Annotated in this window: 14 protein-coding genes; 8 read left to right on the top strand and 6 right to left on the bottom strand. The window is 33.7% G+C overall.

The window, feature by feature from the left end:
- Positions 1-93: 93 nt before the first annotated feature.
- From V5J73_RS10985 to V5J73_RS10975, 3 genes are all read right to left on the bottom strand, one after another.
- Entirely contained in the window at positions 94-2,313 is a 2,220-nt protein-coding gene (locus tag V5J73_RS10985; RefSeq protein ID WP_338645854.1) for a RelA/SpoT family protein, read from the bottom strand.
- 92 nt (positions 2,314-2,405) lie between these two features.
- Positions 2,406-3,953: a serine hydrolase gene (locus V5J73_RS10980; RefSeq protein WP_338645852.1), complete on the bottom strand. Its 1,548-nt coding sequence runs from the start codon at positions 3,951-3,953 to the stop codon at positions 2,406-2,408.
- 120 nt (positions 3,954-4,073) lie between these two features.
- The gene (locus V5J73_RS10975; RefSeq protein WP_338645850.1) at positions 4,074-4,859 is read right to left on the bottom strand and encodes a TrmH family RNA methyltransferase; all 786 of its coding nucleotides are present in this window, start codon (positions 4,857-4,859) and stop codon (positions 4,074-4,076) included.
- A gap of 208 nt (positions 4,860-5,067) precedes the next feature.
- Between V5J73_RS10975 and V5J73_RS10970 the strand changes: the two genes are divergently transcribed.
- The 5 genes from V5J73_RS10970 to V5J73_RS10950 are packed head-to-tail and all read left to right on the top strand — an operon-like array spanning position 5,068 to position 10,016.
- A complete protein-coding gene (locus V5J73_RS10970) occupies positions 5,068-5,670 on the top strand; it encodes a trimeric intracellular cation channel family protein (RefSeq protein ID WP_338645848.1) in 603 nt (200 codons plus the stop codon).
- Positions 5,671-5,705: 35 nt separating this feature from the next.
- Positions 5,706-6,656 (top strand): GNAT family N-acetyltransferase, encoded by a 951-nt coding sequence (locus V5J73_RS10965; RefSeq protein WP_338645847.1) that lies wholly within the window; start codon positions 5,706-5,708, stop codon positions 6,654-6,656.
- Positions 6,653-7,777 (top strand): DegT/DnrJ/EryC1/StrS family aminotransferase, encoded by a 1,125-nt coding sequence (locus V5J73_RS10960; RefSeq protein ID WP_338645846.1) that lies wholly within the window; start codon positions 6,653-6,655, stop codon positions 7,775-7,777. The genes V5J73_RS10965 and V5J73_RS10960 overlap by 4 nt, the downstream gene beginning before the upstream one ends.
- A gap of 3 nt (positions 7,778-7,780) precedes the next feature.
- The gene (locus V5J73_RS10955) at positions 7,781-9,268 is read left to right on the top strand and encodes an oligosaccharide flippase family protein (RefSeq protein ID WP_338645845.1); all 1,488 of its coding nucleotides are present in this window, start codon (positions 7,781-7,783) and stop codon (positions 9,266-9,268) included.
- 46 nt (positions 9,269-9,314) lie between these two features.
- A complete protein-coding gene (locus V5J73_RS10950; protein ID WP_338645844.1) occupies positions 9,315-10,016 on the top strand; it encodes an acyltransferase in 702 nt (233 codons plus the stop codon).
- A 1-nt stretch (position 10,017) separates the two neighbouring features.
- Here V5J73_RS10950 and V5J73_RS10945 read toward each other — a convergent pair whose 3' ends face one another.
- Positions 10,018-10,917 carry a glycosyltransferase gene (locus tag V5J73_RS10945; RefSeq protein WP_338645843.1) on the bottom strand — a complete coding sequence of 300 codons (900 nt, stop codon included), beginning with the start codon at positions 10,915-10,917 and terminating at the stop codon, positions 10,018-10,020.
- 46 nt (positions 10,918-10,963) lie between these two features.
- On the opposite strand from V5J73_RS10945, the gene V5J73_RS10940 reads away from it, so the two are divergent.
- From V5J73_RS10940 to V5J73_RS10930, 3 genes are read left to right on the top strand one after another with little or no spacing between them, the layout of a single operon-like run.
- On the top strand, positions 10,964-12,070 hold the full coding sequence (locus tag V5J73_RS10940; RefSeq protein WP_338645842.1) for a glycosyltransferase: 1,107 nt from the start codon (positions 10,964-10,966) through the stop codon (positions 12,068-12,070).
- 4 nt (positions 12,071-12,074) lie between these two features.
- On the top strand, positions 12,075-12,479 hold the full coding sequence (locus V5J73_RS10935; protein ID WP_338645841.1) for a sugar 3,4-ketoisomerase: 405 nt from the start codon (positions 12,075-12,077) through the stop codon (positions 12,477-12,479).
- A complete protein-coding gene (locus tag V5J73_RS10930; RefSeq protein WP_338645840.1) occupies positions 12,476-13,576 on the top strand; it encodes a glycosyltransferase family 4 protein in 1,101 nt (366 codons plus the stop codon). The genes V5J73_RS10935 and V5J73_RS10930 overlap by 4 nt, the downstream gene beginning before the upstream one ends.
- Here the strand turns inward: V5J73_RS10930 and V5J73_RS10925 are convergent.
- Both V5J73_RS10925 and V5J73_RS10920 read right to left on the bottom strand, forming a co-directional pair.
- A complete protein-coding gene (locus tag V5J73_RS10925; protein ID WP_338645838.1) occupies positions 13,573-14,463 on the bottom strand; it encodes a glycosyltransferase family 2 protein in 891 nt (296 codons plus the stop codon). The genes V5J73_RS10930 and V5J73_RS10925 overlap by 4 nt on opposite strands.
- A complete protein-coding gene (locus V5J73_RS10920; protein ID WP_338645836.1) occupies positions 14,463-15,146 on the bottom strand; it encodes a cell division ATP-binding protein FtsE in 684 nt (227 codons plus the stop codon). The genes V5J73_RS10925 and V5J73_RS10920 overlap by 1 nt, the downstream gene beginning before the upstream one ends.
- Between the last annotated feature and the right edge of the window lie 153 nt (positions 15,147-15,299).

Here is a 15,299-nt window from a genome sequence, read left to right as displayed (position 1 = left end):
TTAAAGTATAAAGTTTCCCGTTTGTTTAGTTTCAAGTTTTTTTATTTCCTTATTGTACAAACGAAGATTTGAAATAAAAAACGGAATTTCTCACTATGTTTTATACTCTCGTGTTACCTTGTCGATTCCATCAATTTTTTTGATGTTGCTGATCATTTTTTTTAAAATAGTATTGTTTTGAACAATTACCGCAACTTGGCCATGAAAAATTCCTGCATCGGTACTCAAAGAAATACTCTGAATGTTAACATGCATATTGTTTGAAATAACCTTTGTTAATTGATTTGTGAGTCCTAAAACATCCATTCCGGTGATGTTTATGATGGCTTTGAATTCTTCTTGTGACGAGTCAATCCATTTGGCTGTCATTATTCTATAAGCATAGTTGGATTGCATCCCAATAGCATTCGGGCAATCTTTTTTATGTACTTTTATTCCTTCGTTGATGGTTACAAATCCAAAAACGTCGTCGCCAGGAATAGGATTGCAACAAGGCGATAGTTTATAATCCAGTTTGTCGTGTTCTTTACCAAAAACAAGCATGTCATAATTACTGCTTATGACTTGTTTATGAATGTCCTCGTCAGCGGTACTTGGCGAACGTTTCATTTTATTTTTGAAAAAATTAATGAACGTATTGCTTTTTTGTGCTGCATAATCTTTGAGTTGCTGGTTTTCAATGGCGCCAATTCCAACTCTATAAAATAAATCCAAACTCGTTTTTAGCTTGAAAAAGTTAACCAATTCATTAACCACTTGTTCACTCATGGTTATTTTTAAATGTTTTAGTTTTCGAGTAAGGAGTTCCTTTCCTTCTTCACCAATTTTCTTGGTATTTTCGTTTAAAACATTTTTTATTTTTGTTTTGGCTCTGGATGTAGTTACATAATCAAGCCAGTTGATGGTGGGTTTTTGATGTTGTGAAGTAATAACTTCAATCTGGTCACCACTTTTTAATTCAAAGTTCAAAGGAACTAGTTTCCCATTAACACGCGTTCCTCTAGTTCTGATTCCTATCTCAGAGTGAATGCTAAATGCAAAATCAAGTGAAGTGGCACCTTTGGGCAATGACTTTATTTCTCCTTTTGGAGTAAATACAAAGATTTCTTTCGAATATAAATTCATTTTGAAATCCTCGACAAAATCTACAGCATTTGTTTCTGAATTTTCCAGCGCTTCTTTGAGTAAATTAAGCCAAACATCTAGACCGCTTTCTTCAGTAGCACCATTTTTATATTTATAATGTGCGGCATATCCTTTTTCGGCAATTTCGTCCATGCGTTCGCTTCGAACTTGAACCTCTACCCAGCGCCCTTTTGGACCCATTACCGTAATATGTAACGCTTCATAACCAGTAGATTTTGGTGAGGAAATCCAGTCGCGCAAACGACTTGGACTTGGTCTATAGTGGTCTGTTACAATAGAATATATTTTCCAGGCCAGGAATTTTTCCTCATGCGGATTTGATTTGTAAACAATACGGAGAGCGAATTTATCATATACTTCATCAAAGCTTACGTTTTGCGCTTGCATTTTTCGACGAATAGAATAGATGGATTTTGGACGGCCTTTTATAATATACTCAATTCCTTCTTCATCCAAAGCTGTTTTAAGAACTGCTGTTATATCAGCAATATAGGCATCTTGCTCTTCTTTTGTTTCTTTTATTTTGCTGACAATATCATTGTATATTGCTGGTTCAGTATATTTTAACCCTAAGTCTTCCAGCTTGGTTTTTATGTTGTATAAACCCAATCGATGGGCTAAAGGAGCGTAAATATATAAGGTTTCTGATGCAATTTTTGTCTGTTTGTCCTCTTGCATGGATTCCATTGTTTGCATATTGTGCAAACGATCTGCTAGTTTAATGAGAATTACACGAACGTCATCGTTCAGAGTTAATATCATTTTACGGAAATTTTCCGCTTGTAGTGATGCATTTAAATCTTTCTGCACTAACGATATTTTTGTTAATCCCTCTACGATTTGAGCTACTTTAGGATTAAATAAACGTTCGATATCTTGCACTGTGGTAGGTGTATCTTCTACCACATCGTGCAATAAAGCTGCAGCTATAGAGGTTGCTCCCAATCCTATCTCAGATGCAACAATTTTTGCCACAGCAATAGGGTGGAAGATATACGCTTCACCTGATTTTCTTCGTTGTTCTTTGTGTGCTTCTACGGATACATCAAATGCTTTTCGGATGAGTTTTTTGTCTTCATCACTTAGCGTTTGGTAACTTATACGCAGTAACTCTTTGTATTCTTGAGCAATTGCTTTATTTTCTTTTTCTATATCTATTTCTGTCATTGCGGCATGGTTCATTTCCTAAAAATAGCAATAAGCTTGCAGATATGCAAATCTATATTTGAATTTAAGACATAAGAAATTGTGATTTCTATTTAATTTATTCTTTTGAAATCTAAATCCTGAAAATCATAACTAAAATCTGTTAGCTCAGAAATAGGCTTCATCGTTAATCGCACTGCTTTTCCAGTGGCATCACATTCAAAAAATAGATGAGCATCAGCATGAAAATAAGCATTATCCCATTTTACCACATAATTAGTGTCTTTGTAGAAAAAAACTTCACCAGTAAGTTGTGGAGAACGTTTTGAGGCAAAATATAATCTCCCTTTTCTTTCTGAAAGTACCACTTCTCCAAACCAATTGTCTTTGTATGTTCCTGTAAAGCTTTTGAAATCGATTTTAATTTTGTCTTTTTTATTCTTGGCTACGGTTGCCCAAACTTCATCGGTTACTTTGTCAGCAGAAGCTTCATTTTCTTTTAAACTCGCACTGTAATTAGTCACATAATCCTCGGATTGGATGCCTAAATAACTGTCTTTTATAGTGTTTGTAATTGCTCTGAAGGCGGCACCTGATTGCTGATTGGTTAATACAATAATTCCCAAATTCAGTTCTGGTATAAGGGTAACCTGAGTCACAATTCCTTCTAATCCGCCGGTGTGCGTTACTTGTTTGTATCCTTTTATATCGCTTAAAAACCAGCCCAATCCATAACCACTAAAATGAGTATTGTACGGAGGTCTTGTGGTCGCAGGAATTATAGTTTGTAATTGCCACATTTCATCATGCTCTTTTTTAGAAAATAATTGCTTGTTATCAACACCATATTTTCCGTTGTTCATTTGCATAATGGTCCATTTACTCAAATCATTTACACTGGAGTAAATCCCTGCTGCCGCATCAAAAAGTTGGTTTTGGTACCGTTTGATTACTTTTAGTTTACCATCAATAGGGACGTGCGGCGCAATGATGTTTGTAGTGTCTTTTAAACGTAAAAAAGAAGCAGCACTATGATTCATTTCTAAAGGTTTCATCATGCGTTCTTCTACAAAATCACACCAGCTCAAACCACTCGCTACACGAATAACTTCACCAGCAACTATGTACAGTAAATTGTCATAATCATATTGCGTTCTAAATGCTGAAACCGGTTTTAAATACTGTAAGTTCTGAATGATATCTTGCGCTGTAAAGTCACTTCCGTCAGGCCAAATCATCAAATCGCCTGCGCCAAGACCCAATCCACTTCTGTGCGTCAATAAGTCCCGAATTGTAAATTCATTCGTTACATACTCATTGTACATCTTGAAATTTGGAAGGTATTTGATTACTTTATCGTCCCAATTTACTTTTCCCTCATCCACTAACATCGCCAAAGCGGCGCTTGTAAACGCTTTGCTATTGGATGCAATTCCAAAAAGTGTATTGGCATCTACTTTTTCATTAGTCAAGATTGATTTTACACCATATCCTTTGGCGTGAATGATTTTTCCGTCTTTAACAATTGCAACTGCAATTCCAGGAACATTGAATGTTTTTAAAGTGCGCTCCACTAATTCATCGACTTGAGGCGAGCTGATTTGTGCGAAAGAAAGAGTGGTTGAGATTAAGACAATTGCAAGGAATAATTTATGTTTCATATTTTCTGCGTATTTTGTAAAATGGTAATTTTTATTTTTTATGTTTTTTAAATCTGCAATGCTTCGCCAGTTTGAACTTTCAGTTCTCGGGTCTAAAATCGTTAATCTGCAATCTAAAATTTAAAACCCTCTTTGTCTTTTAGCTTCAAAAATTAAAATCGCTGCTGCAACCGAAACATTCATTGAATCGATTTCGCCTTGCATGGGAATAATAATATTTTGGGTTGCTGCTATTCGCCATTCCTCTGTCAGTCCTGTGGCTTCCGTTCCTACGACTAGTGCCGTTGGAGTCGTGTAATCCTGTGTATGATACGAAGTTGAATTCTGTAAAGTAGCACAATAAAAATTGATGTTTCTTTCTTTCAAAAAAGCAATAATTTCTGACGTGGTTCCAGTGGCGATTTGGTTCGTAAATAAACAACCCACGCTGGAACGCACAATATTTGGATTGTATAAATCACTTTTTGGATTGGCAATAATCACCGCATCCAGATTAGCAGCATCAGCGGTACGAAGCAAAGCACCAATATTTCCCGGTTTTTCGGGAGCTTCAGCAACCAGAATCAAAGGGTTTTTAGATAATTTCAAATCCGATAACTGCATCGATTTGGTTTTGGCTACAGCCAAAATGCCTTCGGTAGTATCGCGATATGCCAGTTTTTGATAGACTTCTTTGTTGATTGCTATTAGTTCTGCAGAGTCGTCTAATTGTCTGGCTTCGGTTTCCGAACAAATTTCAGGTAAAAATAATACTGTTTCAATTTGATAACCGCCTTTTACGGCAATTGAAATTTCGCGTTTTCCTTCCATTAAAAAGGTTCCAGATTGTTTGCGAGCTTTAGCTTTGTCCTGTAATTGCACTAAAGATTTTATGTAAGGATTTTGTATCGAAGTGATTTGTTTCAAGAGGTACAACTATTTAGTATTTAGGAAACAAAGATACACAGAGAAAATTCAGTTTACTATTTTTTGGATTCGAATATTTAACTGCTAAAATATGTATGTATGAAATCTATAGAATAAGAGTTGGTTACACCAGTATTTTCTTTAATTTTGCTTCAATCATATTCCATTTATAGTATTTTTTTATTCATTTTTAAATCCAAAAAATAATATGTTCCATTTATTAGACATCATTGGTACGATGGCTTTTGCCATGTCTGGCGCCTTGACAGCAATGAATAAAAAGATGGATCCTTTTGGAGTATTTATCATTGCATTTGTAACTGCTGTGGGTGGTGGAACCTTGCGTGATATCCTAATTGGCCGCACTCCAGTGGGATGGATGCTGGATTTAAAATATGTTTATGTGATTATCATCGGATTTATAATGGCGATTATTTTTAGAAAAAAATTCGATAGATTGCGAACTTCCTTATTTTTATTCGACACCATTGGATTGGGTGTTTTTACTTTAATTGGACTTGAAAAAGGAATGAATATTGGACTTCATCCAGTTATTTGTGTGGCTTTAGGAACCATGACTGCTTGTTTTGGAGGGGTTATTAGAGATATTTTGTGTACTGAAATCCCCGTTATTTTCAGAAGAGAAATTTATGCTACGATTTGTATTTTGGGAGGAATTGTTTTCTTTATCCTTCGAGAATTTAATTTAGAAAACGATGTTTTGTACCTGGGAACCTCTTTAGTTATAATCTCCGTTCGTTTGATGGCGGTAAAATTCAAATGGTATTTGCCTACTTTAGAACATAAATAAAAATTGCTTACTTTCACGAAGTCTAAAATTAAATAGTGAAAAACTACGCTGTCAAACAATACCAAGAAAACGATTATACAAATTGGAATACCTTTATCGGTCAAGCCAAAAATGCTACCTTTTTGTTTCACCGAGATTTTATGGAATACCACAAAGATCGATTCGAGGATTTCTCTTTGATGATTTTTGAGGACGAAAAACTAGTGGCTGTTTTACCTGCAAATAGAGTTGGAGATGACGTTTTTTCGCACAAAGGTTTAACGTATGGCGGATTAGTTTATTTGCCTAAATTAAATGGAGAAAAAGTAGCAACGATTTTGGATGCTGTTCTGTCTTTTTTTAAAGAAAATGCGATACAATCCTTTTATTACAAACCAATTCCTTTGTTTTATGTGTCAAATGGAAATTCCGAAATTGATTTTTTCTTGAATAAAAAAGGAGCGTTTTTGGATAAAAAAGAAATGAATTTGGCCATCAATTTAGCCATGCCATTGACTATTTCAAAAAGTAAATTAAAGCATTTCAGGAGAATTGAAGAACTCGATTTAGAACTAGTCGAAGAACAGCAATTAGAGTCATTTTGGGAATTGGTCTTAGAGCCAAGACTATTAGAAAAACACAATGCAAAGCCCGTACATACGCGACAAGAAATTACAGCACTCAAAGAAAAGTTCCCGAATAATATCAGACAGTTTTCAGCGTATTATGATGGTACTATCATTGCAGGTATAACACTTTTTGAAACAAAAACTGTGGTGAAATCACAATATGGAGCCACCACTAAAAAAGGCGAGGAGATGCGTGCGTTGGATTTTTTATTCATTAATTTGATACAAAAATACAAGAGCGAAGGTAAACTTTTTTTTGATATGGGAATTGTGAACGAGGATAATGAAAAAGGATACCATGCTGGACTTTTGAAGCAAAAAGAGGAATTAGGATGCTCCGTTTACAGTCAGGATTTTTACAAAATGAAGCTGATATGATACGATTTCTTGATTTAAAAAAAATAAACGAACCATATGAAATTGCTTTTCAAGAAAAATTGAAAGTGGTTTTAGCTAATGGTTGGTATGTTTTAGGGAATGAAGTTAAGGAATTCGAAACGAGCTTTGCGAAGTATTGCGGAACACAATACTGCATCGGAACTGGAAATGGTTTTGATGCATTGGTATTGATTTTTAAAGGATACATTCAACTTGGAAAACTGCAAAAAGGTGATGAAATCATTGTTCCTGCAAATACTTATATTGCAAGTATTCTAGCTATTTTAGAAGCTGATTTAATTCCTATTTTGGTCGAGCCAAAATTAGAAACCTACAACATTAACCCCAATTTAATTGTAGAAAAAATCACCTCAAAAACCAAAGGAATTCTTGTTGTTCATCTCTACGGACAATTGGCAGAAATGGATGCGATATATGAAATTGCTCAAGCAAATGATTTGCTGATCATTGAAGATGCTGCTCAGGCTCACGGAGCAATCAAAAATCAAGAATCAAAAATCAAGAATCAGAAATCAAGCGTAGCATATAGTTTTTATCCGAGTAAGAATTTGGGTTGTTTAGGCGACGGCGGCGCAGTTACCACAAATGATGTGGAGTTAGCTCAAGTCATTCAATCGCTCCGTAATTATGGTTCGGAAACCAAATATTACAATGACTACATTGGTGTAAATTCAAGATTAGACGAACTGCAAGCGGCTTTTTTAAATGTGAAATTGCCTTTTTTAGATGCTGATAATGAACAGCGCAGAACAATTGCCAAACGGTATTTGTCTGAAATTAAAAACGACAAAATAATTCTTCCAACAGTATCATTGCGAGGAACGAAGCAATCTAATCACGTTTTTCATTTGTTTGTTATTCGCACGCAAAACAGAATAGATTTGCAGGATTATTTGCATCAAAATGGAATTCAAACGGTAATCCATTATCCAGTTCCGCCCCATCAACAAAAAGCATTTTCTACTAAAGCTTCGGGATGGCATAATCTCACTTTTCCTATTACTGAAAGAATTCACAATGAAGTGTTGAGTTTACCAATAAGTCCAGTTTTAACAATGGATGAGGTGGCTTTTATTATTGAAGTTTTAAATCGATATTAACGAATGTCTGAAACCAAAACTTCATATCATCAAATTTTAAAAACGACTTCGCTTTTTGGTGGTGTTCAATTGCTCACGATTTTCATTGCTGTAATCCGAACTAAATTAATTGCTATTTTTGTAGGTCCGGCGGGAATGGGCATTATTGCTTTGTTGAATTCTGCTATTGGTATCATTAGTGGTTTCTCGGGTTTAGGAATTGAAACAAGCGCAGTCAAGCATATTTCAGCAGAATACAAAAATGAAGATTTGAATACGGTTGCGGTTACGGTTTCAGTGGTTAAAAAAGTAGCATTAGTAACAGGAATCATTGGATCGCTAGTGACGTTGCTTTTTTCAAATTGGTTGAGCCTTATTACTTTTGGCAATACAGACCAAATGCTTTCGTTTATGTTACTCTCCATTGTGTTACTTTTTAGGCAATTGACAGTGGCAGAATTAGCGATTTTGCAAGGGTTGCGAAAAATGCGCTTTTTAGCTAAAGCGAATTTATATGGAAATATTTGCGGCTTGCTACTCTCCGTTCCGTTGTATTATTGCTATGGAATTGACGCTATTGTTCCCACGATAATTGGGATTTCGTTATCGGCTTTATTATTTTCTTTTTACTATTCGAAAAAAGTAGTAATCGAAAGAAGGAGCGTAACAAAGCCGGAATTAATGATAGAGGGAAAGCGTATTATTAAGTTAGGATTTATGCTTACAATAAGTGGTTTGTTGACTTTATTGACTACGTATTTAATCCAAATTTATGTTGGAAAACAAGGTGGTTTAGAACAAGTAGGATTTTATAATGCCGGCTTTACGTTATTGAATTCGTATGTTGGAATTATTTTTACGGTGATGAGTACTGATTATTTTCCGAGATTAGCTTCCATTAGTAATCAAAATGAGGCAGTCAAAACGAGTGTTTCGCAACAATCGTTTCTTTCGATATTGATAATAACTCCTATAATAATTTTGTTTTTAACATTGATTCCGCTTATCGTTAAAGTGGTATTTACACCTGCATTTACTACTATCATTCCGATGGTTTGTTTTGGAATTTTGGCAATGCTATTTCGGGCAGTCTCATGGTCTATGGGATATATTTTGATTGCCAAAGGAGATTCAAAAATGTTTTTAAAAACAGCAATAGGTTTCAATACTGTATCGTTACTATTAAATGTTTTAGGCTATTATTTCTATGGATTGGAAGGACTAGGTTTTAGTTTTTTAGTCTATTATGTGATTCATTTTTTTGGTTTAAAAATAATCACTAAAAAAAGATATGGTTTTTATTTTGATAGTGATTTTTACCAAATATATTTAATTTGTATCCTGATGTGTTTTGCGACTTTTTTGTTTCGATACATTCCGAATCCAATTTTAAAATATAGTTCAATGGCAATAATGGTCGTGCTCTCTATTGTTTTTGTTCTGTTTCAAATGAATAAAAAGGTGGCACTAAAAGGATTTTTCAATGCTTTAATCAAGAAAAAAAATGATTAAAACGGTACAACATAATTATAGAAAAGCAAGATCAATTTATAAAAAAATGCAACTCTTTTACTCCGTAAATTGGACAAAAACGTTGTATTTTAATTTCAAAAAATTTCCTTTTGCTGTTGCTAAACAACTTCCCGTTTTTTTTTATGGAAAAGTAAAATTCACTGCAATAACCGGGGAAATCCATATCATTGGACCTATTAAAAAGGGGATGATTGGTTTTGGGCAGCCGTACGAAATGAACACGCTGCACAAAGGTATTGCCGAAATTAATATTTTGGGTACTATTGTTTTTAATGGATACGTACAATTTGGCAAAGATTATTTTATGTATATTGGAGAAGATGGATACTGTGAATTTGGTCACATGTCATCCTTAGCTTCAAATACAAAGTTAATCTGTATCGAACGAATTGTATTGGGAAATTACGCCCGTTTTGGTTCGGAAGCTCAAATTATGGATACCAATTTCCATCAGATGATGAATACTCAAACTGGCGAAAAATTTAAAATGACGGCACCTATTTCAATTGGGAATTACAATTACGCATCCAACAGAGTGACGGTGTTTCAAGGAACGAAAACGCCTGATTTTTGTACGATAGCTTCAAATAGTTTATGCAATACCGATTATACTTCTTTTGGATCCAATATTTTAATTGGAGGCATCCCTGCAAAATTCATAAAAGATTCTATTTCTAGAGATTGGGAAGGTGAAAAAGCAGCATTGGATGCTTATTTGATGATCTAGTTTAGGAAAAAAGCACTTGTAATCTTAGCTTTATTTCTAAAGAAATATATTTTAATAGTAGTATGTAGTTTACCGTTTTATAGGCCAAAATCAATTCAAAATGGATGCGTTTTAGAACGGCTTTATTCTCTTTTTTTGTTTTATTTAGCGCAATTGCCTTTTTTAGAATTAAATAAGTAGAGTGATTTATTTTTCGGCCTTTAGCATCATTTTTCTTAAAAAAATGAGTTCCTAATGAATTCTCGACCGTCCTTTTTTGGATTAAAATTTCATCAATAAAATCGAAATCATATATTCGAGAGGCGCGAATCCAAAAATCTAAATCTTCATAAGCCAGCGACTCGTCATATCCATTTAAAGAATCAAATACTGTTTTTTTTACCATCGATGAAACGGAACACATGCAATCTCCACCAGTAAGAACAGACTCATAAATGTTGCCCGTGATTCTGGGAGTTATTACTTTTTTGAGATAGTTTACAGGAAAATAATAAGAGTCAAAAACACCTTTTTCAGTAATTAATGTAGCATTGCCATACACAATCCCAATATTTTTATAAGCTGTATTTTTGAACGCATTTATTTGTGAGCTAACACAATGCGGCAATAAAACATCATCGGCCGCCAAGTCAATTATAAATTCACCATTGGCTTTTTTTAAGGCTTTATTAAACGATTTGGTACTGCCTAAATTAAAGTCGTTTGCAATAAATTGGATTTTCGGGAAATCAATACGCCATTTTTCAATTACAGCTTTTGAATTATCGGTACTACAATCATCAACAATAATAAGTTCTATACTAGGATAATCTTGATTAATAACTGAAAACAAACTCTCCAAGATATATTCCTGCTGATTGTAACACAAGCAAATAATGGTGACCAAGGGATTGTCTTGCATATTTTTTTAAAAGAGTTATATTTGATACGAAAATAAGAAATCGATAATGATATTGCCCAACAAAAAAATTAAAATTGCTTTAATTGGTTATCGATTAAGTACTGGCGGAGCCGAAAAGGTGATGGCGGTATTGTCTCAATTTTTTCAAAAACAAGGATTAGAGGTTCATAATATCATCGTTCTTGATTCCGTTTCGTATGCCTATTCAGGAAAACTAGTCAATCTAGGTAAGCTAAAAAATGCATCCAACGGCCTTTTAAATAAATGGAAACGGTTCACTTTTCTTAAAAAATACCTAGACGAAAATCAATTTGATTTCATCATCGATTTCCGATTTAGGATAAAACCCATTCAAGAAGTGCTGATAGCGAAATGGCTTTATAAAACGAAAACTATTTTTACAGTTCATAGTTTTTTAATGGATCATTACCTACCAAACTGGACTTTTCTCAGCCGCTTTATATACGGAGATTGCTATAAAGTAGTCAGTATTTCGGATGAATCCAAAGCTTTAATAGAGAAGAAACACCAGCTTAAAAATGTTATCCGAATTTATAATCCAATTGATATTGATGAAATTACCTTAAAAAGTAAAGCGGAAAATGAGCTTGAATTTGATTATATTATTGGCGTGGGCCAAATGGAAACAAACATCAAACAATTTGATAAACTGATTGAAGCGTATGCTAAATCTGTTTTGTCAACAAATAATATTCATTTGGTTTTACTCGGCGATGGTGAACATAAGCAAATGCTTTTAAATGTGGCTAAAACAAGAAATATTGCCGAGAAAGTACATTTTTTAGGCTATCAGGACAATCCATTTAAATATTTAAAAAAGGCACGATTTTTTGTTTTGAGTAGTTTGAATGAAGGTTTGCCTAATGTTATTTTAGAATCTTTGGCTTGTGAAACGCCAGTTATAGCTTTTGATTGTTCATCAGGACCACGCGAAATGATTCAGCATAAAGAAAATGGACTGTTGGTTGCCAACCAAGATATAGAAAAACTTTCTGAAGCGATGAATTTATTGGTGGAAGACGAAAATTTATATCGATATTGCAAGCAAAATGCGTTGCAAAGTGTGCAATCTTTTTCGGTTTCAACTATTGGAAAACAATGGTTGAATCTAATGAAAATCAGCTTAAAATAGAATTATGACAACATTAAAAGACATACAACTTTTACAAATTCCTGTTGTGGAGGATAGGCGTGGGAATTTAGCATTTATTCAAGATGATGTTATACCATTTGAATTCAAGCGTGTGTATTATCTTTTTGATGTGCCTAGCAATTCCTTTAGAGGCAGTCATTCGCACATCAATCAATGTGAAGTGCTGGTCGCTTTGAGCGGAAGTTTTGAAGTCGTTTTAAATGACGGAACAGAAAAAAAATCATTTCTATTGAATAAACCTAATGTCGGATTGTATATTTCAACAGGAATTTGGAGAGAATTAGAAAATTTTTCTTCGGGGGCGGTTTGTTTGGTTTTGGCTTCTGATGTTTATGACGAAGAAGATTATATTCGGGATTTTAATCAATTTTTGGAATCAAAAAAATGAAACTTTTATACGTTGTTCCCAACATAAATAATGAAGGAGGTGTTGCAAGAGTCCTTTCGGTAAAAACCAATTATCTAGTTGAAAAAATGGGATATGAAGTGCATATTCTGACTCAAAATGAGGGTTTTTCTCCGTTGTTTTATGCTTTTAATTCCAATATTATTTTTCATGATATGGTATTGAAAGGGAACCTATTTCAGTTTTTTAATTCATTTTCCAAAGGGTTAAAAACTAAAACTAAAACCATTCAGCCCGATGTCATTATCGTTTGTGATAATGGTTTAAAAGCGTACTTGATTCCTTTTATTTTAAAAATCAAAATTCCTCTTGTGTTAGAAATGCACAGTTCTAAGTTTATCGAGGAAAGAAAATTGGATAAAAATAGTTTTACTAAAGTGGTTGCAAGTGGTGTTCTTATTTTTAAAAAAATCGGAATACAGCAATACGATCGATTTGTAGTTGAAACAAGCGGTAGTATTGCAGAATGGAATATCAAAAATACTATTGTTATTCCGAATCCTTTATGGTTTGTTTCCTATAAAGTCAGTGCTTTAGAAAATAATAAAGTCATTGCGGTAGGTCGACACACGTACGAAAAAGGATTTGACAGGCTCTTACAAATCTGGAAAAAAGTAGTTGCAAAATACCCCGATTGGATATTAGAAATTTACGGTAAAGCATCAGAAAGTATCGATTTAAAATCCTTGGCTGAAAATCTAAATGTTTCGGAAAATGTTGTTTTTCACGAACCTGTTCAAGATATTGAACAAAAATATTTAGAAGCTTCTTTTTATCTGATGACATCTCGATTTGAAGGTTTTGGCATGGTTTTAATTGAGGCGATGGCTTCGGGATTGCCATGTATTGCTTATGATTGTCCATGTGGGCCAAAAGGTATTTTATCTAATGGCAAAGATGGGTTTTTGATTAAAGATGGAAACGAATCAGATTATGTAAAAGCAGTAGAGCGATTAATTGAAAATGTTACACTAAGAAAAGAAATGGGTAAAAAGGCAAAAGCATCTAGCGAAAAATACCACATCGATGCTATTATGGAAACTTGGAATCAGTTATTTATTGAAATCAAAAACAATTAATTTGTAGCGTTGATTGAGCATAAATATCCAACTCGATACCAATTAAAAAGAAATAAATTAGGATGGTTTCCAGTTAAGTTTTGAACTACATATTTTTCGAAAATAGAATGTATTTTGGAAATGATAAACGTAGTTTTTGTTTTTTTTAGAAAATGATACAATTGAATCAGTCGTACAAATTTGACATCAATTTTTTCTTCTTCGTATAACGAAATCAAATTTTCTAGAGACTCTTTAGTTTTATTCAGATAAACCAAATTAGTATCTATATCTCCATGTTCAACAGGATTTTCAATGTGATTTACTTTAGACTTTAAAAGACTTAACTGATACGAAAGTTGGGTGTCATCATGACCGTATTTTTTTATGTTCTTGTCAAATTTTACTTTGTTGAAACAGTTTTTTTTTATGACAGTATTGTTAAAAAGTAGCGATTGATACGGTTTTTTCTTTCGGTTCGCTGCAGATTTATCTTCAATATATTTCCCGTATTTCCAGCGTAGTTTTTGATTATTGGAAGGGCATTTTTCAGGATGTAATCTACCTCCATAAATAACATCAAAATCCAAAAGATTGTTGATGTATTTTTTTATGTAATGTTCATGAATAATAATAGAGTCTCCATCGATGAAAAGCAAGTAATCAAATTTTGCCTGATTGGCAAGAGAATTTCTGTTCTCTCGATGGGCTACATTTTCTTTTAAGGAGATAAAACTACAATTGGAAAGTGCGTTTACTTTTTCATTCAAAGCGTTTACACTTGAATTAGAAGCGTCGTCTTGGCATAGAATTTCAAATGCTATTTCGCAATCCGTACACTGTTTGTGCAATGCTACAACAAGAGGATACACATTGTAATTGTATATTGGAACCAGAATAGAAAGCATTATGCCGTTCTCTGAACTACTTCAAAGATTTTTGCATCTTCACATTTCAGCGTTTTCGAAGGGAATTTCATCAATAATGCATAATCGTGAGTCGCCATAATGATGGTTTTTCCATTGGCGTTAATCTTTTTTAAGACTTCCAGTACTTCGGCACTCGTTTGTGGATCTAAGTTTCCTGTAGGTTCGTCAGCTAGGATTAATTCGGGATCATTCAACAAAGCACGAGCAATAGCTACACGTTGTTGTTCACCTCCAGAAAGTTGATGAGGCATTTTTTTGCCAAAATCTCTCATTCCTACTTTGTTTAAAACTTCGTCAATTTTATTTTGCATTTTTGTATTGTCTGTCCAGCCAGTTGCTTTCAGTACAAACAGCATATTGTCATTTACGGTCCGGTCCGGAAGTAATTTGAAATCTTGAAAAACAATCCCAATTTTACGTCTTAAAAACGGAATGTCATCTTCTTTTAAAGTGGCTAAATCAAAATCTACAATGTTTCCTTCGCCTTCAGTCAAAGGTAAATCAGCATATAAAGTTTTCATTAAACTACTTTTTCCAGAACCTGTTTTTCCAATAATATAAAGGAATTCACCGTGTTTTACCTCCAAGTCTACTTGGGATAAAATAGATTTTCCTTCTTGAAATATAGTTACATTTTTTAGAGACAGTACGGATTGTGACATAATTTGCATTTGTTTATTGGGTAAAAGTAATAAGATAACGGTTCTATTCAAAATAAATTCTATTCAATTAGATAGAATTCCGGTAATTATAAAAATTAGGAGAAAGTAGCGGCGTTTATAGCGATGATTACTTCACTACTGAAAGTTAAATTC

The organism is Flavobacterium sp. KS-LB2 (assembly GCF_036895565.1).
Classification (GTDB): Bacteria; Bacteroidota; Bacteroidia; order Flavobacteriales; family Flavobacteriaceae; genus Flavobacterium.
Note: the sequence above shows the minus strand (reverse complement) of the source record. Positions and strands in the feature narration are given on the sequence as shown.